This window comes from Radiobacillus sp. PE A8.2, assembly GCF_045635475.1.
Taxonomy (GTDB): domain Bacteria; phylum Bacillota; class Bacilli; order Bacillales; family Amphibacillaceae; genus JBJGXI01.
On the sequence record NZ_JBJGXI010000013.1, the window covers coordinates 25271 to 45943 of the forward strand.

Annotated in this window: 22 protein-coding genes; 17 read left to right on the forward strand and 5 right to left on the reverse strand. The window is 37.6% G+C overall.

Going from position 1 to position 20673, the window contains the following annotated elements:
• The first annotated feature begins 1 nt into the window (after nucleotide 1).
• From ACI6MV_RS08970 to ACI6MV_RS08980, 3 genes are read left to right on the forward strand one after another with little or no spacing between them, the layout of a single operon-like run.
• Entirely contained in the window at nucleotides 2-970 is a 969-nt protein-coding gene (locus tag ACI6MV_RS08970; RefSeq protein WP_407269947.1) for a permease prefix domain 1-containing protein, read from the forward strand.
• A gap of 24 nt (nucleotides 971-994) precedes the next feature.
• The gene (locus tag ACI6MV_RS08975) at nucleotides 995-1120 is read left to right on the forward strand and encodes a hypothetical protein (protein ID WP_407269948.1); all 126 of its coding nucleotides are present in this window, start codon (nucleotides 995-997) and stop codon (nucleotides 1118-1120) included.
• A gap of 20 nt (nucleotides 1121-1140) precedes the next feature.
• The gene (locus ACI6MV_RS08980; RefSeq protein ID WP_407269949.1) at nucleotides 1141-1284 is read left to right on the forward strand and encodes a hypothetical protein; all 144 of its coding nucleotides are present in this window, start codon (nucleotides 1141-1143) and stop codon (nucleotides 1282-1284) included.
• Nucleotides 1285-1348: 64 nt separating this feature from the next.
• On the opposite strand, the gene ACI6MV_RS08985 is transcribed toward ACI6MV_RS08980, so the two are convergent.
• The 4 genes from ACI6MV_RS08985 to ACI6MV_RS09000 form a co-directional block, all read right to left on the reverse strand.
• Nucleotides 1349-2032 carry a DUF4956 domain-containing protein gene (locus ACI6MV_RS08985; RefSeq protein ID WP_407269950.1) on the reverse strand — a complete coding sequence of 228 codons (684 nt, stop codon included), beginning with the start codon at nucleotides 2030-2032 and terminating at the stop codon, nucleotides 1349-1351.
• Between the two features lie 32 nt (nucleotides 2033-2064).
• Nucleotides 2065-2769: a polyphosphate polymerase domain-containing protein gene (locus ACI6MV_RS08990; RefSeq protein ID WP_407269951.1), complete on the reverse strand. Its 705-nt coding sequence runs from the start codon at nucleotides 2767-2769 to the stop codon at nucleotides 2065-2067.
• A 137-nt stretch (nucleotides 2770-2906) separates the two neighbouring features.
• Complete coding sequence (locus tag ACI6MV_RS08995; RefSeq protein ID WP_407269952.1) at nucleotides 2907-4202, reverse strand: sensor histidine kinase; 1296 nt, start codon at nucleotides 4200-4202, stop codon at nucleotides 2907-2909.
• Nucleotides 4195-4881 carry a response regulator transcription factor gene (locus ACI6MV_RS09000; RefSeq protein ID WP_407269953.1) on the reverse strand — a complete coding sequence of 229 codons (687 nt, stop codon included), beginning with the start codon at nucleotides 4879-4881 and terminating at the stop codon, nucleotides 4195-4197. Before ACI6MV_RS09000 ends, ACI6MV_RS08995 begins: the two co-directional genes overlap by 8 nt.
• A 197-nt stretch (nucleotides 4882-5078) precedes the next feature.
• On the opposite strand from ACI6MV_RS09000, the gene ACI6MV_RS09005 reads away from it, so the two are divergent.
• The 3 genes from ACI6MV_RS09005 (at nucleotide 5079) to ACI6MV_RS09015 (ending at nucleotide 8432) form a co-directional block, all read left to right on the forward strand.
• Nucleotides 5079-7184, forward strand: coding sequence for a carbohydrate-binding domain-containing protein (locus ACI6MV_RS09005; protein WP_407269954.1), 2106 nt, complete (start codon nucleotides 5079-5081; stop codon nucleotides 7182-7184).
• A 200-nt stretch (nucleotides 7185-7384) separates the two neighbouring features.
• Nucleotides 7385-7957, forward strand: coding sequence for a nitroreductase family protein (locus ACI6MV_RS09010; protein ID WP_407269955.1), 573 nt, complete (start codon nucleotides 7385-7387; stop codon nucleotides 7955-7957).
• Nucleotides 7958-8276: 319 nt separating this feature from the next.
• A complete protein-coding gene (locus tag ACI6MV_RS09015) occupies nucleotides 8277-8432 on the forward strand; it encodes an aspartyl-phosphate phosphatase Spo0E family protein (protein ID WP_407269956.1) in 156 nt (51 codons plus the stop codon).
• Nucleotides 8433-8480: 48 nt separating this feature from the next.
• On the opposite strand, the gene ACI6MV_RS09020 is transcribed toward ACI6MV_RS09015, so the two are convergent.
• Nucleotides 8481-9119 carry an O-methyltransferase gene (locus tag ACI6MV_RS09020; RefSeq protein ID WP_407269957.1) on the reverse strand — a complete coding sequence of 213 codons (639 nt, stop codon included), beginning with the start codon at nucleotides 9117-9119 and terminating at the stop codon, nucleotides 8481-8483.
• A gap of 270 nt (nucleotides 9120-9389) precedes the next feature.
• Here ACI6MV_RS09020 and ACI6MV_RS09025 point away from each other — a divergent pair, with 270 nt between their 5' ends.
• The 11 genes from ACI6MV_RS09025 (at nucleotide 9390) to ACI6MV_RS09075 (ending at nucleotide 20650) form a co-directional block, all read left to right on the forward strand.
• Complete coding sequence (locus tag ACI6MV_RS09025; protein WP_407269958.1) at nucleotides 9390-10844, forward strand: family 43 glycosylhydrolase; 1455 nt, start codon at nucleotides 9390-9392, stop codon at nucleotides 10842-10844.
• Between the two features lie 244 nt (nucleotides 10845-11088).
• Nucleotides 11089-11577 carry a PH domain-containing protein gene (locus ACI6MV_RS09030; RefSeq protein WP_407269959.1) on the forward strand — a complete coding sequence of 163 codons (489 nt, stop codon included), beginning with the start codon at nucleotides 11089-11091 and terminating at the stop codon, nucleotides 11575-11577.
• Nucleotides 11577-13103 carry a PH domain-containing protein gene (locus ACI6MV_RS09035; RefSeq protein WP_407269960.1) on the forward strand — a complete coding sequence of 509 codons (1527 nt, stop codon included), beginning with the start codon at nucleotides 11577-11579 and terminating at the stop codon, nucleotides 13101-13103. The genes ACI6MV_RS09030 and ACI6MV_RS09035 overlap by 1 nt, the downstream gene beginning before the upstream one ends.
• Before the next feature lie 305 nt (nucleotides 13104-13408).
• A complete protein-coding gene (gene mmgD, locus ACI6MV_RS09040) occupies nucleotides 13409-14524 on the forward strand; it encodes a citrate synthase (protein WP_407269961.1) in 1116 nt (371 codons plus the stop codon).
• A 42-nt stretch (nucleotides 14525-14566) separates the two neighbouring features.
• Nucleotides 14567-15997 (forward strand): bifunctional 2-methylcitrate dehydratase/aconitate hydratase, encoded by a 1431-nt coding sequence (locus ACI6MV_RS09045; RefSeq protein WP_407269962.1) that lies wholly within the window; start codon nucleotides 14567-14569, stop codon nucleotides 15995-15997.
• A 28-nt stretch (nucleotides 15998-16025) separates the two neighbouring features.
• On the forward strand, nucleotides 16026-16934 hold the full coding sequence (gene prpB, locus ACI6MV_RS09050; protein WP_407269963.1) for a methylisocitrate lyase: 909 nt from the start codon (nucleotides 16026-16028) through the stop codon (nucleotides 16932-16934).
• A 178-nt stretch (nucleotides 16935-17112) separates the two neighbouring features.
• Nucleotides 17113-17655, forward strand: coding sequence for an NADPH-dependent FMN reductase (locus tag ACI6MV_RS09055; protein ID WP_407269964.1), 543 nt, complete (start codon nucleotides 17113-17115; stop codon nucleotides 17653-17655).
• Nucleotides 17656-17947: 292 nt separating this feature from the next.
• Nucleotides 17948-18427 carry a DsrE/DsrF/DrsH-like family protein gene (locus ACI6MV_RS09060; RefSeq protein ID WP_407269965.1) on the forward strand — a complete coding sequence of 160 codons (480 nt, stop codon included), beginning with the start codon at nucleotides 17948-17950 and terminating at the stop codon, nucleotides 18425-18427.
• Between the two features lie 124 nt (nucleotides 18428-18551).
• The gene (locus tag ACI6MV_RS09065; protein WP_407269966.1) at nucleotides 18552-18848 is read left to right on the forward strand and encodes a rhodanese-like domain-containing protein; all 297 of its coding nucleotides are present in this window, start codon (nucleotides 18552-18554) and stop codon (nucleotides 18846-18848) included.
• 56 nt (nucleotides 18849-18904) lie between these two features.
• Nucleotides 18905-19477 carry a sulfurtransferase TusA family protein gene (locus ACI6MV_RS09070; protein WP_407269967.1) on the forward strand — a complete coding sequence of 191 codons (573 nt, stop codon included), beginning with the start codon at nucleotides 18905-18907 and terminating at the stop codon, nucleotides 19475-19477.
• A gap of 45 nt (nucleotides 19478-19522) precedes the next feature.
• Nucleotides 19523-20650: an MBL fold metallo-hydrolase gene (locus ACI6MV_RS09075; protein ID WP_407269968.1), complete on the forward strand. Its 1128-nt coding sequence runs from the start codon at nucleotides 19523-19525 to the stop codon at nucleotides 20648-20650.
• The last annotated feature ends 23 nt before the right edge of the window (nucleotides 20651-20673 follow it).

Genomic DNA, 20673 nt, shown 5'->3' on the forward strand with positions numbered 1-20673 from the left:
AATGGATACAATTATGAATTACTTGGATAACATGTTCAAGCATTTGCCGAAAACAAATCAAATCATGAAACTAAAAGAAGAAATTCTTTCTAATATGGAGGATAAGTATCATGAATTAAAAAATAGTGGCAAAACGGAAAACGAAGCGATTGGAATTGTGATCTCAGAGTTTGGCAATATTGATGAGCTAATGGAGGAATTCGATATAAAGCAGCAAAGTGATGACGAATTTCTTCGTCCAATGGAGAAAGAGGAAGTTGATGAGTTTTTGAGAATGAACAAAAGATTCTCGAAAATGATTGGGCTTGGCGTTATTTTATGTATACTTGCACCAGCTTTACTCATTCTGATCAACCAGTTTATTGACGGTGGGATAATAGCAGTCACATCACAAAGATTCGCAGATATTGCCGGTCTGATTCCTTTCTTTTTATTCATTGCCATCGCTGTTGTTATTTTCATTTACGCTGGCATGGGCATGGAAAAATATAAATATATCGATTACGGAGTCGAAATACAGCCCGACATTCAGGGGATGATTAGACAAAATAATGAAGAATATCAATCAACCTTCGTCATGTCTATCATAATTGGAGTAATATTAATCATTTTATCGCCAATTACACTTATTATTATTTCTACTTTTACTGCTGATTCATCGATATATGGTGTGGTCGTATTACTTAGCATGGTAGCTGCAGCTGTGTATATCTTTATTTATAGCGGAATAAAAAAAGATGGATATCAAAAGTTATTAAAAATAGGGGATTACTCTAAGCAGCATAAAGAGCAAGACAAAGTCATAGCTGCAGTTTCAGTCATTATTTGGCCGTTGGCGGTTTGCATTTTCCTCATCACTGGTTTTGTTTTCCAAGCATGGGCAATTAATTGGCTCATTTTCCCGGTTGTAGCATTACTGTTTTCAATGTTTAGTGGAGCATATAAAATATTAAAAACAGATGGAAGGTAGGGATTCATTATCTGTTAGCGGTAATTGGCTAATCTTTTAAGTCGAGAAGCAAAGCAGGAAATTTCTCCATTACTTTCGGAGCAAGTTGACAGCATTTATTACATTGGTATTGATATGGAAGTGTTAAAAGGAAATTTGGAGATATTGTAAAATAGAGTAAAAATCTGGCTTTGGATAAGATCCATGTGCAACTGGATGTAACTGAACAAACAAGAGAAGATTTTCTTTTGGCCACGAAGATGGTAAAAACAATCTTAGGTGAAAAAGGCTATGATTATGAATTTTTCATCTATAACGGCAGTGATACAATATAGAAGGGAATAAAGCAAAAAGAAACGAGGCATATCATTGAAATGTTATGCCTCGTTTTCTTATCACTTAAGCTGTAAAATTACCATCATAGCTCAACATAATCGCTGATTTTACACCTGTTATACTAGAAATGTCATTGATGAATTTCATTTCCGCTTCTTTCACACGTATTTCATAGGTTACTTCATAATCATTGCCAGGCATGATTGATTTCGATTTAACTGTATGTTTTTGTGTATGACCAGAGATGATGTGCTCCAACGACTTTTCAATTGCAGATTCTGAATATTTCACTACTAAAAGATAAGGGTTTTCTACTTTAATGCGATTTACAAATATGATAATGACTAAAGCGATTAGGACCGAGCCTAATATAACAAGTGGGATAAATCCTGCGCCACACAAGATACCAGAGACGATTGCCCAGAATAAATACACAAGGTCCATGGGGTCTTTAATTGGCGTTCTGAAACGTACAATTGACAGTGCCCCAACCATTCCAAGTGACAATAGCACGTTAGATGAGATACCAATAATAATTAAGGCAGTTGCCATTGACATGACGATTAATGAGATATTAAAAGAGTGTGAGTAAATAACGCCGTTAAACGTTGTCTTATAAACAAAATATATGAATAGCCCGATCAAAAATGCGGTGGTTAAGCCAATGAGCGAATCGATAAATGAAAAGTTAGCTGTCTGCTCTACAATACTTGATTTAAAAATATCATTAAAATTAATTGTGTCCATGTTGTCTTCCTCCATAAATTAAGTGTATTAGTTTAGCCGTACATTCTGCTAATTTGATATTTGGAATACGTACCTTTTTGTCTGTCTCTAAGTTGTAGCAAGTGTTTAATAATATCTGGCAAAAATCCATCATATTTCACTTCTAAAACGACGATGTCAGGATTCGTTTCTACCATTGATAAATCGCGATTTAAGACATCATTATTTCGAAAGCTCGTCCGTATCGAGCTATCAAAGGTCACCCGTACATTACCAGGATCGTAGATAAAAACTTCTCGCTCATAATCTACTACTGTTACAGGTTTTAATTGAAACAAATGCATTTGAAAATATAATTCTTGCATGAGTAGTCTTGGATCAGTTTCCATCCAAGCGATGTTACCGGCTCGAATTTTTTCATATTCATCAGCAGAAATTCGACATTTTTGTTTATACGTTAAATTATTTCGTTTACTCTTTTTTTCTAAATTGATGTATTCGGTATTAAAATCGTATAAACGGACGCGAAATTTGTCTCGTTCATAAAAGCCTTCTTTTTTCTGGGTTAATACTTTGTTATCAAAATTGTCGAAATAGACGCTGCGAATCAGATATTTTCCATCCTTATTTGTATATGGGTCATTATCCATCACATATTTCAGTTTGTTTCTTAACAGATAGCAATCTATTTTTGTCATTTCATGCTTTAATTCATTGCGTCCTTTCACACCGTCTATCCCTAAGCTTATCTTTTTCATGTTATCCTGCTCCTTTTGCTACAGCCCTTCGATACACATTATTAAATACAAACCTTAAAGAAACCTTAAAGGTATTTTGGTAACGAATCGCAGGTTGAAAAGCTAGACACAAAAAAGACCACGGCACTCCGTGATCTCTACTTCGGTAATTTAACTTTAAACGTTGTTCCTTTGCTTTCGTTAGGGATAACTTTTATCGTTCCGTTATGTTTTTCTACAATCCACTGCGCAATTGAGAGCCCAAGACCTGTGCCACCTGTATCCCTGGAACGTGCCTTATCCTCACGGTAAAAGCGGTCAAAGATATGCTTGATATTGTCTTCTTTGATGCCGATCCCTGTGTCGCTTACTTCGATGACGAGCTTGTTATCTTGTTCATATGTTTTCAGCCCAATACTATCTTTCTCTGTTGTATACTTTAGAGCATTATCAATTAAAATAACGAGCAATTGATGCAATCGGGACTCATCGGCGTAAATCGTCAACTTACTATTTAAATTTAACCAGAATTGTTTGCCCTGTGATGCGGCAATTTCCATATATGGGTTACAAATCTTTTCAACAAATATATCTATTTGAATTTCATCTTTAACGATTGTTGTTTCGGCAGAGTCCGCTCGTGTTAATGTTAATAAATCAGATGTCATTTTCGATAATCGTCGTGTTTCCGACAAACTTAGTGCAATATTTTCAAACTTGTTGGCGATTTTTTCTTGCGGAGTTCTTAGCAACAGCTCTAGTTTATTTTGAATTATTGTTAATGGTGTTCGGAGCTCATGGGATGCATTCTCGACAAACTCGGTTTGTTTATTCCAAGATCTAATAATCGGATCCATCATTTTTTTTGAGAGCATATAACTTGCAGTAATTGATAATAAGATAAAGACAGTTGAACAAACAAAAATAAGCTGTCCAAAATTAGTAAGAATGGTTTGTTCAGCATCGACGTTTATCATAATTTGCGTGTATGCAACATCATTAGTTTCATCCGTCTCTTTTAATAAAATATATCTAAAATAGTACTCATCATTAATGGTTGTATTTGTGATCGTACCGACAGTTGTTGTATTCAATGGGTAATCTTGAAGATAATTTTCATAAAACAGCGTGCCAATTTCATTTTTATTTATAATTTCCCCGTTTGCGTTCCAATCAATGATCATGATCCGAGGATTAGCGTGATCGATTGGCCGATCATCAAGTCGATTTCGTTCAGGTGCGTTATTTGGTGGTGAAGCGTCAAATTCCATAAATGAATTGTCTGTTATCATTTCTTTAAATCTCGTTAACTCATTATCGGCTTCTCTAAACAGTGTGTTTTGCACCTGGGTGAAAATAATGATTCCGAAGATCGTAAAGATAACGGTGAAAGCGAGTAAGTTATATATCATGAACTTGAGCTGTTGTTTTCTAAATACCTTTTGCTTACCCATCGCTGTCACTACTTTCTGTCAGCATGTAGCCGAGCCCGCGAAACGTTTTAATATATTGGTCATAGCCAAATGTTTTCAAATTCTTCCTTAAGTTACTCGCGTACACTTCAACTACAGTTGTTGAGGTATCTGATTCAAATCCCCATATTCGATCAAATATTTGTTCCTTTGTTAATATTGTGTTTTTATTGTTGATCAAGTATTCAAGTAGGTCGAATTGCTTTCCATTTAACTTAATAAGCTCTTGATTAATTAATGCCGTTTTATTTTTTAAGTTTAATTGTAAATCCTTAAACGTTAACACATTTTCCTTTAACATTCCGCCAGCTCTTCGAACGATCACCTCTAGGCGTAGCAAAAGTTCTTCACGGTGAAACGGTTTAACTAAGTAATCATCTGCTCCTACTTTAAAACCTTGAATCTTATCATCGATGCCATCCTTCGCTGTTAACATCATAACCGGTGTGGTGATTCCTTTGATTCGAAGGTTTTTTAACACTTCATAGCCATTCATTTCTGGCAACATAATATCTAGAATGATTACATCAAAAATGTTTTGTTCTGCAAGATACAAGCCTTCCTCACCATCAAAAGCCTGCTCCGTTTCAAACATTTCCTCTGTTGTTTCTTTAATCGTTTCGGAAAGATGATGGTCATCTTCAATAATTAGTAATTTCATATGCTAAGCATTCCTTTTTCAATTTTTACGAGCCTTTGATTTGATATGTACGATTATAGAGACAATTGAAATAAATGCAACATGTTTTAAGTTTTAAGGTTTTGTTAAGGTTCATGTCCAATAATAGGCACCAAGGGAAAACAAGACCCTTTTAAGAATCAATTTCATACTTACAAAAAAGGAAAAGGAGATTAATCATGAACAATAAATCTAAATTGTATAAACTAGCAACAGCACTGACGTGTACAACGCTTTTATTTGCATGTACGAATAACGAAGCTAATCCAGATACAGCTCTATCAAGTGAAAACCAGACGGAAACAGAAGTTACAGAAACAGTCGCTACTCCTACTAACACGTCTATTGAAACAGTTAACTATAGCGAGGACGACTATTATAGTGAATGGAGTAGTGAGAATCCTACGTACATCGAATTAAACGGGACTAGTGCCAGCTACGATGGTCCTGGCGGTGTAGTCATCGAGGACAACATAATAGCAATTCGTACATCAGGTGTGTACGTATTGAGTGGAACGTTGGATGACGGCCAAATCATGGTCGATGCAGAAGACAAAGCAAATGTCCGCCTTATCTTAAATGGCGTTGATATAACAAGTAAAGATTCAGCAGCAATCAATATCGTACAAGCAGAAAAAACGATCATAAGTTTAGAAGCAGGTACGGAAAACATACTTACGGACGGGTCAGCCTATGTTTATGAAGATGATGAAACTGACGAACCAGATGCAGCACTGTTTAGTAAGGATGATTTAACGATTAACGGAACAGGTAGTTTAACAGTTCAAGGAAGTTACAACGATGGTATAGCTGGAAATGACGATTTGAAAATCGTTGAAGGAACAATTGTAGTGGATGCAGTCGATGATGGGATTATAGGTAGGGATTTATTAGCTGTTAAAGATGGAAGCTTTACGATCACTGCTAGTGGTGATGGATTAAAAGCATCTAATGATGAGGATGCGGAAAAAGGAAATATCGCAATTGAAGCGGGAACATTTGCAATCACTGCTGGAAGTGACGGTGCGCAGGCCGAAGCTTCTGTAATGATTGCCGGTGGTGAATATACGATTGTTTCTGGTGGAGGAAGTGCAAATGGCGAAACGCATACAGCGGAACGAGGAGGGTTTGCCGGACAAACAACGGCGACCACTGATTCCGAAACAGCAAGTACAAAAGGTATAAAAGCAGTAGCAGATGTAACCATAACGGGTGGAACATTTAACATCGATGCTGCTGATGATGGGCTTCATAGTAATGATACGTTAACGGTTGCTGGTGGAGATTTCACCATTGCAACAGGTGATGATGCTGTTCATGCCGATACATCGATTGTAACAACTGGTGGAATAATCGATGTGACGAAAAGCTATGAAGGGATTGAGAGTCAACAAATAACAATTGAGGACGGAACGATTCATATAGTAGCTAGTGATGACGGTATTAATATCGGTGGTGGTAACGATGGATCAGGATTGGATATGGGGGGCTCAACAAATGGTAAACTCATGATTAATGGAGGTTATATAGTTCTTCGTACAAGTGGAGATGGGTTAGATTCCAATGGTTCAATTGAAATGACAAGTGGAACAGTGATTGTTAATGGCCCCACAGAAAGCATGAATGGCGCGATTGATTACGATGGTAGCTTTGAGATGACTGGTGGCACGCTGATTGCAGCAGGAAGTTCCGGAATGACACAAGGTACATCAGATAGCTCAACACAAAATGGTGTGTTAATGACGTATTCTGAAACACAAGCTGCTGGAACCATATTGCACTTAGAAGATAGCAATGGAGAAGCAGTCGTAACTTTCGTACCGGAAAAAGACTATCAATCTGTGTTTATTAGCTCATCTCTATTAGCGCAAGACGGTTCTTACACATTGTACACAGGAGGTAGTTCTACAGGAAGTGAAGCTGATGGAGTTTATACAGGAGGAGTATACCAAGCTGGAACAAAAGTAGTCGACTTTACGATATCAGAGACGGTTACTTGGTTAAATGAATCTGGTATTACAACAGGAGGAGGCGCCGGTGGCTTTGGCGGTGCCGGAGCGCCTGCAGGTGGAGCTAATGGAATACCAGCAGACGGTGGTCAAAGACCTGCGCGAGATGGTGCTGATGGGGCTGGTATGTTGTCGGATATGGACCAAGAAACACGTGAACAGGTTGAAGCAATTATGGAGCAGCAAAGAAATGGGACAATTAACCAAGAAGAAGCACAAGCACAATTAGCAGAGCTTGGTGTTGATTTTCCAATAATGGGTGGAAGACCAAACTAACGAGTATAAAAGTGTAGAGGTAGTCACCATGCTACCTCTACTAATCTAATTAGAAATGTTTTACAATGAAGAAGAGATGTTTATATTGAAATTAATTCCAACTAAGATAAACAGTCAGTGGAATAGTTTCATATTCCTCCAAATTAATTTAGAATTAGATTCATATAATAAATCACAAATGTTAAGGGGAGATAAAATATATGCATCTAATAGAAGGAATAAAATCAAGAAAAAGCATCGGAAAAGTAAAACAAGATCCAGTTGAAAAAGAAAAAATTGAAGCATTGCTAGAATTAGCAACCTATGCACCAAACCATCATCTTACCGAACCATGGCGATTTTTTGTGATGACGGGTGAGGGGCGTAAAGTGTTGGGTAATGCTTATCGAGATATTGCGCTTGAAAAAGTTACTGACCCGACAGACGAAGCGATCGCCTTAATTGAAACAAAACAACATGGGAAGGCAAACCGAGCACCAGTTGTCATTGCGGTTGCAGTTTCCTTTAGAGGGCAAGAAGAAATCGAACGGATTGAAGACCGTGCAGCAACGTATGCTGCCATTCAAAACATGTTATTAGGTGCAAATGCAATGGGACTTGGAACAATTTGGCGAAGCGGTGCTCCCATGTATCACCCAACAATGAAACAAGCTTTCGGTCTGGGAGAAAATGATGAGTTAGTAGGGTTAATTTATATTGGTTATCCAGAAGTAGAACCAAAAGAAAAGCCAAGAAAGCCAGTTTCACAAGTGACAACATGGATGGAACAGTGATTGTAAATATTTTGAAATTATAACTAGCGGATTATTGGATGTAAATGTATGTAAATTTTGTGAACAAACAGGAAATAAACATAAAAAATTGGTATAATTAAATAGGAAAGTGCGTGTTTGTTATAGACAAAAATGATATGGTAGATAAGATGGGAAATCCAGATAAGCCATATTTACGTGAAATGACAGACCAAATAGAGATCAGAACCAGAGATTATCTAGGAAGTATAACGGGTTATTGAACCCTCAGTATTAAAGGTGACTATAGGATTATTTCATCTATAGTCGCCTTTATATATGTAAATGGAAAGGGTATATTATGAAAAAAAATAATCCGTGTAATCTAGAACGAAAAATCGAAGAAACGAGAAATCAAATGATTGAAACGATAAAAAAGAATGGTGTAAACGACCCGGAGACAATTAAGATTAGTCAAAAACTGGACAGCTTGCTAAATCAATTAAATAGAGGTTAGTGTAATAAAAAAAGCAATCATGCTATATGATTGCTCGATTAAAGAAGACTATCCTTTCACTTGTGAAACAGTCATTCCATCCCCAATAGGAATAAGTAAGGATTCCAACTTAGGATGTTCAGCGACAGTCTGATTAAACTTTTTCATAAATTCCGTATAACGCTTTGATTTTGACTCCGGGTCTACTACACTACCACCGGCAAGAACGTTATCTGCAACGATAAGCGCACCTGGTTCTGATAATCGAATGCAATACGCTAAGTAATTTTCATAATTCTCTTTGTCTGCATCAATAAAGAAAAAATCATACCGTGCTTGATTGGCTGCTAATCTTTCTAAACTTGATAGAGCTGGACCAGTTAAGTAGGTCACTTGATCACCAAAGCCAGCCTTACTTAAATTGTCGTGTGCTAGCTTTGCATATTTTTCCTCTAATTCAAGAGATGTTAAACTTCCTTTATCACCGAAGCCCCTAGCAAGACAAATACCGCTATATCCACCAAGCGCACCTATTTCTAATACATTCTTCGCTCCGTGAATCGAAATAAGCATCGTCAAAAGCTTTCCAGAAGATGGAGAAACGGAGATTGATGGCATGCCGTTTTGCTGTATTGATGAAATTACTTCATCCAATAGATTATCCTGTTTGTTAAAAATAGTATCAATATAGTTGTTGATTTGTCTCATGAAATCTCTCCCTATATATTAGGATTATTTGTAATCCAATTATCTACCCTACAATAATAAAATACAAATTATGTTTCTAAGAGCGATGAAATAATCTACATCTATGAGCATGTGGAATTACAACAAAAAGTTTAGCCACCTTAGTTTTGGTTGATACCACTAATGTCTAATTTTAAGTTAACCTTAATTTATAGAGTGAAGAAAATTGTGCCCGACAATGTTAAATTTTAAACAAGCCAACATTGTTACCGTAGAAGGAGGGTCTTAGTAATGAAAAAACAAGCATATAACCCATTTTTACCAAGTTATGAATATATTCCAGACGGTGAGCCGTACGTATTCGGTGATCGCTTATATGTATACGGTTCCCATGATCGATTCAATGGAAAGTTTTTTTGTATGAACGATTATGTTTGTTGGTCTGCTTCTGTTGACGATCTGAGTGATTGGAGATATGAAGGAGTTATTTATAGGAAAAAACAAGACCCGAAAAATAAATTTGGATTTAAACATATGTATGCCCCAGATGTCACACAAGGTCCAAATGGCCGTTATTATTTGTATTATGCACTTGTTTTTAGCAGTGAGATGGCGGTAGCGGTATGTGATACACCTGCTGGTAAATACGAATTTTATGGCTATGTCCGTAATCCAGATAATACGCTTTTATCAAGTGAAAAGGGAGATCCCTTCCTGTTTGACCCAGGGATTTTTGTTGATGATGATGGCAAAGTTTATTTATATTCTGGCTTCGCACCAAAGGACGGTTTACCGGCAATTGTAACCGGTGGAAAAAAACGCAAATTTGATGGTGGCTATGTGATTGAATTAGAAGCTGATATGAAAACGGTGAAGAATGAACCGAAGCTAATTTTGCCAAAAGTAGGGGAAGCAGCAGGGACCGGATTTGAAAATCATGAATTCTTTGAAGCAAGCTCGATGCGAAAAATAAACGATACGTATTATTTTATCTACTCTTCGATCAATGGGCACGAGTTATGTTATGCCACGAGCAAAAGTCCGACGGATGGTTTTGTCTTTGGTGGAACAATTATTAGTAATGGTGATTTATATATTAACGGTCATTCAGAAGATAAATATGCTTACAATTATATCGGAAACAATCATGGTAGTATCGTTTGTGTAAAAAAGCAATGGTATGTATTTTATCATAGACAAACAAACAGGCATCATTATTCTAGACAGGCACTAGCGGAACCGATTGAGATCAAAGAGGATGGGTCTATTGCGCAGGTCGAAATGACAAGCTGTGGTTTAAATGGCGGACCACTCCATGGAATCGGAGAATACGAAGCACGAATAGCCTGTCATTTGATGTCAGCTGAAGGCGCCGGTAGATATGGTACGTACTTTGGTAATGTCACGTTCAAAAATCATCCTTATTTCACCCAAACGGGAAAAGACAGGGAACATAACCCAACACAGTATATTGCCAACATGAGAGATGGGGCAATTACAGGGTTTAAATATTTTATGATCAAAGAATTGCAGGAAATAAGCGTTCAAGTACGAGCAACAGGTGCTGGTGAGATGTTAGTATCAACTTCGCTTGATGCGGAGCATTTTGCAAAAATTCCGATTAAGAAAAGTAAAGACTATACTAATTTCAGCACCAATGTACAACTGGAAAATGGGATAATGGCATTATATTTTACTTATAAAGGTACTGGGAAGGTAGATTTTAAGACATTTACTTTGAAATAGGTTTCAGAATGACGAACTAGTAAACATTATCATATTGTCCTAGAAAAAAGTTTTTTGTAAGGCGAGGTCATTAATGGCTGCGCCTTTTCTGTTTATTTTCAACTGTTACGCATCACCAATATACCAAAAATCAAAGCTGCTCTTTTTTAAAAGTGATGAAACTTTTCTTTTCTTATAACCGTAATGCTATTAACCTATTTTTTTTATGAACGACGGATAATAATCAATGAAATGAGGAGTTTCTGTGAGTGATATAAAATTAGCCAATCAATTAGCCCCTTCTTTTCCAACTATTCGAAGGATTTCCGAGACTATAAGTAATATTGTTGGTTTTGTAGTAATTGGAGTATTGTTTTGGCTTTATTATTTTTTTGCATGGCCAATCTGGGTTTTTTGGCTTTTAATCGGTTTAATCGTGCTCAGCGTAATCGGAGTAATTTGGTCGATCATAGAACCAGTATTGCTCTACCGAAGCTGGAGCTATCAGTATGATGATGAGTACCTTCAATTAAGCTATGGTATTTTGACAAAAGAGTGGGTAACCATTCCAATGACAAAAATTCAATCAGTTTCTACTAGTCAAGGACCAATTATGAAACGATATGACACCCGATCCATTAAAGTTGAAACAATGGGATCTGCCCATGTTATTCCTGCATTAGAGGAGAATCTCGCGCTACAGTTAAGAGGAATATTAGCTGAATATGCAAAGCTAAAGGAAGTCGATGAATAATGAGATATCATCCCTTAACAATAGTTTTTCGAATCTATAATTTAATTAAAAGTAGTTTACTGTTTGTTATTATCTTGTTTGTTATACAGAGAAATTCAGAGTTTTGGCTTTATGAGTATGGACGGTATGCTTTCTTGGCATTTGTTTTATGGCGGTTACTTTATATTGTGATGGCTTGGTTTGTTGAAACCTATGAATGGAAGGACCGTGCTTTCCATCTAAATAAAGGGATTTTTGTAAAGCACACGAGTACCATTCCATTTTCCAAAATTCAAAATGTGACAAGAAAAAAATCTGTATTTCATAAAATATTTGGACTGACTTCGTTAACCTTTGAAACAGCGATGGACGGGGAAGATGATAGCATCCATTTTGAAGTAATATCCAAAAAACAGACAAACTTTTTGCAGGATCTCGTCCAAGCAGGTGAAAGAAATGCAGACCGAGATGATATTGGGAGTGCAGAGACAGGACAATTGCAGGAAACAAATGATGAAGAGCCTATACAAGAACCATTGCGTAAAACAAACCGCACGGTACATTTTTCACCAAAACGAAAAGACTTATGGCAGGCCAGCTTTACTTCATTGAGTTTTCTTGCACTACTTCCGTTTGTCGGCGGTGCTTATGACTATTTACAACCTTTTTTACCAGAGACAGATCAGGTGGAGGGTTTATTTCAAGGATTGCTTGCGAATAGCTGGCTATTTTTTGCGATGATTGTGTTGGCAGTTATTGTAGCGGTTATTTTTGGAATGGTAAGAACGTTTATCCGTTATGGCAAATATGAGATTTCATCCGATACTAAGTATATCTATATTGATCGTGGTGTATTGAATGAAAGCTATTTTGCAATTGAAAAGAGGAAAGTGCAAGGTTTGGAAATAAATCAAACATGGGTAAAGCGAATATTTGGCCTTGCCGAAGTGAAATTAATTAGTTCTTCACAGCCTAAAATAGAAGATGGAGCAGTCAATGTGAACTCCCTCTATCCTTTTTTGCCGCTTGAAAAAGCATATAAGTTAATAGAGGATTTACTACCTGGCTATCAGTTACAAGTGGAAATGAACAGACTGCCAAGAAAAACCTTATGGATAAAATTGTTTAGACCAAGCTGGTTATGGATATTGGCAACAATCGGTTTATTTTATTTTAAACCAAAGTTTCTTCAATTGGATCAAGCTTGGTGGATCTTGAGTATTGGATTGTTGTGTATCATTGTAGTAAATCGTATCCTAGATTATCTGCATACAAGGTATGCCCTATCGTCAGACCAGGTGCAGTGGTGGCGTGGCGGCTTAACGAGTCGAATGTTTATAACAAAACGAAAAAATGTGATTGAGATGTCTTATTCACAAACGAGACTACAAAAACATTTTCAAATCGCTACCATTAATACAGTCAATCGCTCTAATCCCCCACACATTGAAACAATTAATGATATCCCGTTAACGTACGTACTCTCCATCCAGGATTGGTACCTAAAGCGTCGGGAGGATGTTCGGATTGAGGAAAGAGCTAATTAGAAGATGAGCTAAAGTAAAATATCACATATTAGTTTCTATTATTACTGCTAATAACTTCAATAAGGACCTTGAATGACTGTATGTCTATCAAGGTTCTATTCACATTTTTAGTTGACGGTTCACTTGCGAAAGAAACTATCATCCTAGCAGTAAGCAACTACACTGAAGAAAAAACGTACCGCGCATAATTCAACCTATAAAAAAACGTACGGCAACCACTGTCGAGAAAGTGAAATACACTCACTTAGCCATGTAACTCTGATGTAACTCTCTTATGTTCTAATATAACAAAGGAGGGTTTTTTTATGGCTACAGAGCAGGTGTTTCATCCTGGTTTAGATGGTGTGATTGCAGCGAAGACAGATATTTCTTATTTGGATGTTGAAAATGAACAGATTGTCATTCGTGGTTATGATTTAATCGAACTATCGAAACATGTGAAGTATCTCGATTTGGTGTATCTTTTAATGAATGATCGATTGCCGACGAACATAGAACGAGATGATCTCGATCAATCGTTAAAAGATGAATATCTTGTTCCTAATGATGTGATCTCGATTTTACAAATGCTACCGAAACAGATGGATAGTATGGATGCTTTGAGAACTGGAATATCGATACTTTCAGGGTTTGAAAATGAACTTGATGATCGATCACTTGAAGCAAACCGTAGAAAAACGATTCGATTGCTAGCCAAGGTACCCACTATTGTGGCCAATAGTTTTCGTGCCAAAATCAACAAAGAAGTAATCTCCCCCCGCAAAGATTTGTCATACAGTGCCAATTTCCTATACATGTTAACAGGCCAAGAACCCACACCAGCGGAAACTAAAGTATTTGACCAAACCTTAATGGTATACAGTGAGCATGAAATGCCAAATTCGACGTTTGCAGCAAGAGTGATTGCTTCGACCACGTCCGATATATACGGTGCGCTAACAGGTGCCGTTTCATCTTTAAAAGGTAAATTACATGGAGGAGCGAATGAAGCAGTAATGGAGATGCTGCTTGAGGCTAGGAATGTAGAAGGTATGGAAGCACTTATTATGAAAAAACTGCAAAACAAACACAGAATAATGGGCTTTGGTCATCGCGTTTACATGAAAAAGATGGATCCTCGTGCCACATTAATGAAGGAAGCCGTTTTAGATTTAGTCCAGGAAAAGGGGAATAAAGAACTTTACGACATGTGTGTCGTGGGTGAAGAAGTGATGAAGCAAGAAAAAGGTCTATATCCCAACCTTGATTATTATGCTGCGCCGGTCTATTATCTGCTAGGCATACCGATTGAATTGTACACGCCGATTTTTCTTGCTGCACGAACGATTGGTATTTGTGCTCACGTTATCGAGCAACATGCTAACAATCGTTTATTTCGACCACGCGTAGATTATACAGGTCCAAGAAACTTGCACCCATAACAAAAAAAGAAAATCGTTTTAATTGGAAGGAGTAAACATGTTATGCCGACAAAAGAAAATCAAACAGATCCACTTTTAGTAGAAATTGCAGATTATGTACTGGACAAGAAAATAGACAGCGAGGGAGCGTATCAGACAGCACGATATGTGTTAATGGATTCGATCGCTTCTGGATTACTAGCCTTAAATTATCCGGAATGTACCAAGCACCTCGGACCAATTGTACCGGGAACGGTTGTGCCAAATGGGGTTCGTGTGCCAGGAACATCTTATCAATTGGATCCGGTACAAGGTGCGTTTAATATTGGCTGCATCATCAGGTGGCTCGATTACAATGATACATGGTTAGCTAAAGAATGGGGCCATCCATCTGATAATCTGGGCGGGATTTTGGCCATTGCAGACTATATTAGTCGGGAGAACATAGCAGAAGGAAAGCAACCATTGACGATCAAAGATGTGCTAACAGCTTCGATAAAGGCACATGAAATTCAAGGTGTATTAGCACTTGATAATAGCTTTAATCGCGTTGGATTGGATCATGTACTTTTGGTGAAAATCGCTTCAACTGCAGTTGTAACTGAACTGCTTGGAGGAACGAAACAGGAAATTATTAATGCGGTGTCTAATGCATGGATTGATAATTCTAGTTTACGGACGTACCGCCATGCACCTAACACCGGTTCTCGAAAATCCTGGGCAGCAGGAGATGCTACGAGCCGAGCGGTTAGACTGGCGATGATGGCACTGAAAGGTGAGATGGGCTATGCTTCGGCATTATCAGCTCCTACGTGGGGATTTCAGGATGTTCTGTTTAAAGGAGAAGAACTCACGCTTGCTCGACCACTTGATTGTTATGTGATAGAAAATGTTTTGCTGAAAATTGCATTTCCTGCAGAGTTTCACGCACAAACAGCTGTTGAATGTGCGATACAACTCCACGGAGACGTACTAAATCGTCTAGAAGATATAGATGAAATCGAATTAACCACACATGAGGCGGCCATTCGAATTATCGACAAGACTGGTCCGTTATACAATCCTGCTGACCGTGATCACTGCTTGCAATATATGGTGGCGATTGGTTTAATTTTTGGTCAACTAACAGCGGATCATTATGAAGATAAAATTGCACAAGATCCTCGTATTGATAGATTGCGAGGAAAAATGACGGTCGTTGAAAATAAAGCGTATAGTAAAGACTACCTTGATCCGGATAAACGATCAATCGCAAATGCGGTACAGATTCGGTATAAAGATGGTTCGCAATCAGAAAATGTTGTGTGTGAATATCCAATTGGACATCATCGCCGCCGGAAAGAAGGGATTCCATTATTAATCGATAAAGTGGAAAACAGTCTGAAAAGTCGGTATCCTAAAAAACAAACTGATAACATCATGACACTGATGATGGATCACGATCGCTTAGAAGAGGTAGCTGTTTCTGAATTTATGAAGATGCTGATGATTTAAATGTAATTGCGATGAAGGGATGAATATTGTGGCTTGGTTAATAGAAGAGGAAAAAAGTCAAAAACAATTAGCAACACAATTTTTACAGCAAATCACGACAAATACGATACTTAAAATACCTGGAGCGCATGATGGGATGGCCGGTCTTGTTGCCAAACAAACAGGTTTTGAGGCACTCTACTTATCTGGAGCTGCCTATACCGCAAGCAGAGGCTTGCCGGATTTAGGTATAGTTACTTCCGATGAGGTGACCGCGCGAGCACGCGACTTGATTCGTGCCACCCAACTTCCATTACTTGTCGATATCGACACCGGATATGGTGGAATTTTAAATGTTGCAAGGACCGCTAAGGAAATGGTCGAAGCAAAAGTTGCTGCTGTGCAGATTGAGGATCAACAATTATCGAAAAAATGCGGACATTTGAATGGCAAAAAGCTGGTTTCAGTAGAAGAAATGATGCAAAAGATTAAAACAATCAAACAGGTTGCTCCTTCACTCGTAGTAATTGCCAGAACAGATGCCAAAGGAGTTGACGGAATCGAAGCAGCAATTGACCGTGCCAAAAAATATCTAGAAGCAGGCGCTGATGCTATATTTCCAGAAGCATTGCAAACAGAAGAAGAATTTCGTCATGTTAGTGAGCAAGTAAAAGCACCATTACTCGCGAACATGACAGAGTTTGGTAAAACACCTTATTTTACAGCAGACCAATTTCAAAGTTTTGGATATAGTATGGTCATCTATCCAGTTACTGCTTTGCGCGCAGCGGCGAAAGCATACGAAAACGTGTTTCAAGAGATTTTTGAAAAAGGAACCCAAGTGGATGTGTTAGATTCGATGCAAACGAGAAGTGAATTATATGAAACAATAAACTACTATGACTATGAAAGATTAGATGAGAAAATAGCTCGGACGGTTTTGCCCGACGAGGAATAGAAGTAATTTTATAAATGCCCTTACAGTTGTGTGTAAGGGTATTTTTTATGTGTTAGGAACGCGAATAAAACAGATTATTTGTCTCTAATCGATAAAATCTGTATAATAAATTACGGAAAGTAACTTAGTTATAATAAATAACTATAAAGCGTATTATACAACTTGGAGGAATCAAACTATGTCAAAGCTTAACATCGGTATTATTTTAGGAAGTACGCGTCAAGGACGAGTAAGCACACAAGTAGGGGAATGGGTAAAGGAAGTAGCGGATAAACGCAACGATGCAAATTATGAGATTGTAGATATTGCTGATTTCAAACTACCATTTTTAGGTGAAGGCACCGGGCAAGAGCCAGGAATTGCCGCTTGGAACGATAAGCTTGGTAACTTTGATGGCTTCGTTTTCATCGTTCAAGAATATAATCATAGTATCACAGGCGCACTGAAAAACGCACTTGATTCTGCTCGTGAACCGTGGAATAACAAAGCAGCCGGTATTGTCAGCTACGGCTCAACAGGTGGTGCGCGTGCCGCTGAACACTTACGTGGGATTTTAGGTGAATTAATGATTGCTGATGTTCGAGTTCATCCAACACTTTCATTATTCACTGATTTTGAAAACTTCAGTGTATTCAAGCCGGCGGAATTACATTTGCAAAATGTCAATACAATGCTAGACCAAGTCAATGCTTGGAGCGGAGCCTTAAAAACGATAAGATAAAACAAAAGAACCTATGCATGGATTTGCCATGCATAGGTTCTTTACATGTTAGCTGAAATAAGGTTTATTTGATTATACTAGAACAGAATTTGTACGAAACCAAGATCACGAGTAATATCATTGACGGTAGACTAGTAGTTTTAGGAAAACCACTCGATATCTTCCCTGTTGACAAATTACCCTAATGGGTATATAGTTGGTTTTGTGTTGAAATAAGCACAAAAGTTAAACGAATTTTTTTTACGATGAATTATACCTGCATGGGTATTGTAAAACTTTTAGGAGGATTCACATGACGGAGAAGAAAAAAACAACAATCGTTTTATTTAGTGGTGATTATGATAAAGCAATGGCAGCCTATATCATTGCTAACGGTGCTGCTGCTTATGATCATGAAGTGACCATTTTTCATACCTTTTGGGGATTAAATGCACTAAGGAAAGATGAAAATATGGATGTAAAAAAAGGGTTTTTGGAGAAAATGTTCGGCAAGATGATGCCGAGAGGTGCAGATAAGATGGGCTTATCCAAAATGCATTTTGCTGGCTTTGGACCAAAGATGATTAAAAGTGTTATGAAAAAACATAACGCCATGAGCTTACCGAGCTTAATAGAAATGGCTCAAGAACAAGAAGTTAAGCTCGTTGCATGCACGATGACAATGGATTTGTTAGGTCTACAAAAGGAAGAATTATTAGATGACATTGATTATGCAGGTGTAGCGGCGTATCTAGGTGATGCAGAAAATGGCAATGTAAACTTGTTTATTTAATGCTATTATTTCAATCATTCCGTGATCAGAGGAAATGAAAACCGAGTTAAACACTAAAACTAGACTACAGTGCTGTCAACATCTAAGACGCATGAACAGCTGGAGATAAGAAGGAGCATACGTAATGAAACAATATGCAGCAATCGAAGTACAAAAGCTAGTCGAAGCAGATAAAGCCCAACACATCATTGATGTAAGAGAAGTAGATGAAGTGGAAACTGGCAAAATCCCTGGCGCCATTCATATCCCACTTGGATTACTCGAATTTAGAATGCATGAATTAGATAAATCAAAAGAATATATTTTGGTTTGTCGTTCTGGAGGAAGAAGTGGTCGTGCCGGACAGTTGCTAGAAAGTCATGGATTTAACGTTATTAATATGGATGGCGGTATGTTAGCTTGGCAAGGGAAAATCGAATAGTTTATATTTTTTTGAAAAAATAAATACTGGTTAGGGTATAAGAGGAGGGTTTTTTAATGGAAAAGTTACACGCAGATATCATAGTAGATGCAAAAGGGCTTGCTTGTCCGATGCCAATTGTGAAAACAAAAAAAGTAATGAAAGAAGTGCAATCTGGAAACGTGGTAGAAGTGCAAGCTACAGATAAAGGTTCACGAGCAGATCTTCAAGCATGGGCACACAGTGCTGGCCATCAATATTTGGGTACCCTTGAAGAGGGAGATGTGTTAAAGCACTTTCTTAGAAAAGCTACTGAGGAAGAACAATTCGTTCAAACCCATCCGAGCATTTCCAATAATCAAGAACTTGAAAAAAAGCTAGCAGCAAATGATAATATTGTCGTTCTTGATGTAAGAGAAGCAGCGGAATATGCGTTCAATCATATACCGGAAGCTAAAAGTATCCCGCTAGGTGATTTGGATGCGCGCAGTAAGGAACTAAATAGAGACGATGAGATTTATGTTGTATGTAGAACAGGTAGTAGAAGTGATCTTGCTGCGCAAAAATTAACAAACTTAGGATTTTCTAAAGTTATTAATGTTGTACCAGGTATGAGTGAGTGGACTGGAAAGACAGAAACTTTAAAGTAGGAATATATTTTTTTGAATAAAGTTATACCCAGGGAGGTAATGTGAATGACCGTAAATACAATGACAGCTAAAGATCTAACTGAAAAAATAGTAGATAAACAACCGTTATTCATTTTAGACGTTCGGAATCAAGAGGATTTTGCTGATTGGAAAATAGAAGGTGCTAATTTTGAATACTTGAATATTCCATACTTTGACCTATTAGATGGAGTAGAAGAGATTATCGAAAACATTCCTGCGAACAAAGAGATTTTAGTAGTGTGTGCGAAAGAAGGCTCTTCTGTCATGATTGCTGAAATGCTTTCAGAAGAAGGAATAACCGTTTCTTACCTTCAAGGTGGCATGAAAGCATATAGCGAACACCTTGAACCTGTTAAAGTTGGAAACCTAACAGGAGGTGGAGAAATATATCAATTTGTTCGAATCGGTAAAGGGTGTTTATCTTACATGATAATCTCGGATGGTGAGGCAGCAATAATCGATGCGACACGTATGACGGAGGTTTTTATAGATTTTGCTAACAGTAAAAATGCTAGTATTACAAACGTGCTGGATACACATTTACATGCAGATCACATTTCCGGTGGAAGAAAAATTGCAGAAGCTACAAATGCGACCTATTGGTTACCTCCAAAAGATGCAGACGAAGTAACGTTTGACTATGCACCTTTGGAAGATGCTACTGTCGTCAAAGTCGGAAGCAATGCTATTCATATTCACGCGTTATATTCACCAGGACACACGATTGGTTCTACATCATTTGTAATCGATGATGAATATCTGTTGTCAGGAGATATTCTCTTTATTGACTCGATCGGTAGACCTGATTTAGCTGGAAAAGCGGATGACTGGGTAGGCGATTTAAGAGACAGCTTGTATTCCCGCTACCGAGAATTATCGGAGGAATTAATTGTGCTTCCTGCGCACTTTATGATCATGGATGAATTGAATGATGATGGTAGTGTTTCAGCAAAACTAGCTACACTGTTTGCTAACAATCATGGTCTGAAAATAGAGGATGAAACAGCTTTTAGAAGTCTAGTAACAGAAAATTTACCACCGCAACCGAATGCGTATCAAGAGATTCGTGAAACAAATATGGGGAAAGTTACTCCGGATGAAGAAAGACAACGTGAAATGGAAATCGGTCCAAATCGTTGTGCAGTTAGATAGATATTAAGAAACTTAGGAGGATG

What these genes read in the sequence shown, in the direction of transcription:
- ACI6MV_RS09025 (WP_407269958.1), top strand. Translation starts at nt 9,390, where the DNA reads ATGAAAAAACAAGCATATAACCCATTTTTACCAAGTTATGAATATATT.
- ACI6MV_RS09055 (WP_407269964.1), top strand. Translation starts at nt 17,113, where the DNA reads ATGTCAAAGCTTAACATCGGTATTATTTTAGGAAGTACGCGTCAAGGA.
- ACI6MV_RS09065 (WP_407269966.1), top strand. Translation starts at nt 18,552, where the DNA reads ATGAAACAATATGCAGCAATCGAAGTACAAAAGCTAGTCGAAGCAGAT.
- ACI6MV_RS09000 (WP_407269953.1), bottom strand. Translation starts at nt 4,881, where the DNA reads ATGAAATTACTAATTATTGAAGATGACCATCATCTTTCCGAAACGATT.
- ACI6MV_RS08970 (WP_407269947.1), top strand. Translation starts at nt 2, where the DNA reads ATGGATACAATTATGAATTACTTGGATAACATGTTCAAGCATTTGCCG.
- ACI6MV_RS09060 (WP_407269965.1), top strand. Translation starts at nt 17,948, where the DNA reads ATGACGGAGAAGAAAAAAACAACAATCGTTTTATTTAGTGGTGATTAT.
- ACI6MV_RS08985 (WP_407269950.1), bottom strand. Translation starts at nt 2,032, where the DNA reads ATGGACACAATTAATTTTAATGATATTTTTAAATCAAGTATTGTAGAG.
- ACI6MV_RS09010 (WP_407269955.1), top strand. Translation starts at nt 7,385, where the DNA reads ATGCATCTAATAGAAGGAATAAAATCAAGAAAAAGCATCGGAAAAGTA.
- ACI6MV_RS09075 (WP_407269968.1), top strand. Translation starts at nt 19,523, where the DNA reads ATGACCGTAAATACAATGACAGCTAAAGATCTAACTGAAAAAATAGTA.
- ACI6MV_RS09015 (WP_407269956.1), top strand. Translation starts at nt 8,277, where the DNA reads ATGAAAAAAAATAATCCGTGTAATCTAGAACGAAAAATCGAAGAAACG.
- ACI6MV_RS09005 (WP_407269954.1), top strand. Translation starts at nt 5,079, where the DNA reads ATGAACAATAAATCTAAATTGTATAAACTAGCAACAGCACTGACGTGT.
- mmgD (WP_407269961.1), top strand. Translation starts at nt 13,409, where the DNA reads ATGGCTACAGAGCAGGTGTTTCATCCTGGTTTAGATGGTGTGATTGCA.
- ACI6MV_RS08990 (WP_407269951.1), bottom strand. Translation starts at nt 2,769, where the DNA reads ATGAAAAAGATAAGCTTAGGGATAGACGGTGTGAAAGGACGCAATGAA.
- ACI6MV_RS09070 (WP_407269967.1), top strand. Translation starts at nt 18,905, where the DNA reads ATGGAAAAGTTACACGCAGATATCATAGTAGATGCAAAAGGGCTTGCT.
- ACI6MV_RS09045 (WP_407269962.1), top strand. Translation starts at nt 14,567, where the DNA reads ATGCCGACAAAAGAAAATCAAACAGATCCACTTTTAGTAGAAATTGCA.
- ACI6MV_RS08995 (WP_407269952.1), bottom strand. Translation starts at nt 4,202, where the DNA reads ATGGGTAAGCAAAAGGTATTTAGAAAACAACAGCTCAAGTTCATGATA.
- ACI6MV_RS09020 (WP_407269957.1), bottom strand. Translation starts at nt 9,119, where the DNA reads ATGAGACAAATCAACAACTATATTGATACTATTTTTAACAAACAGGAT.
- ACI6MV_RS09035 (WP_407269960.1), top strand. Translation starts at nt 11,577, where the DNA reads ATGAGATATCATCCCTTAACAATAGTTTTTCGAATCTATAATTTAATT.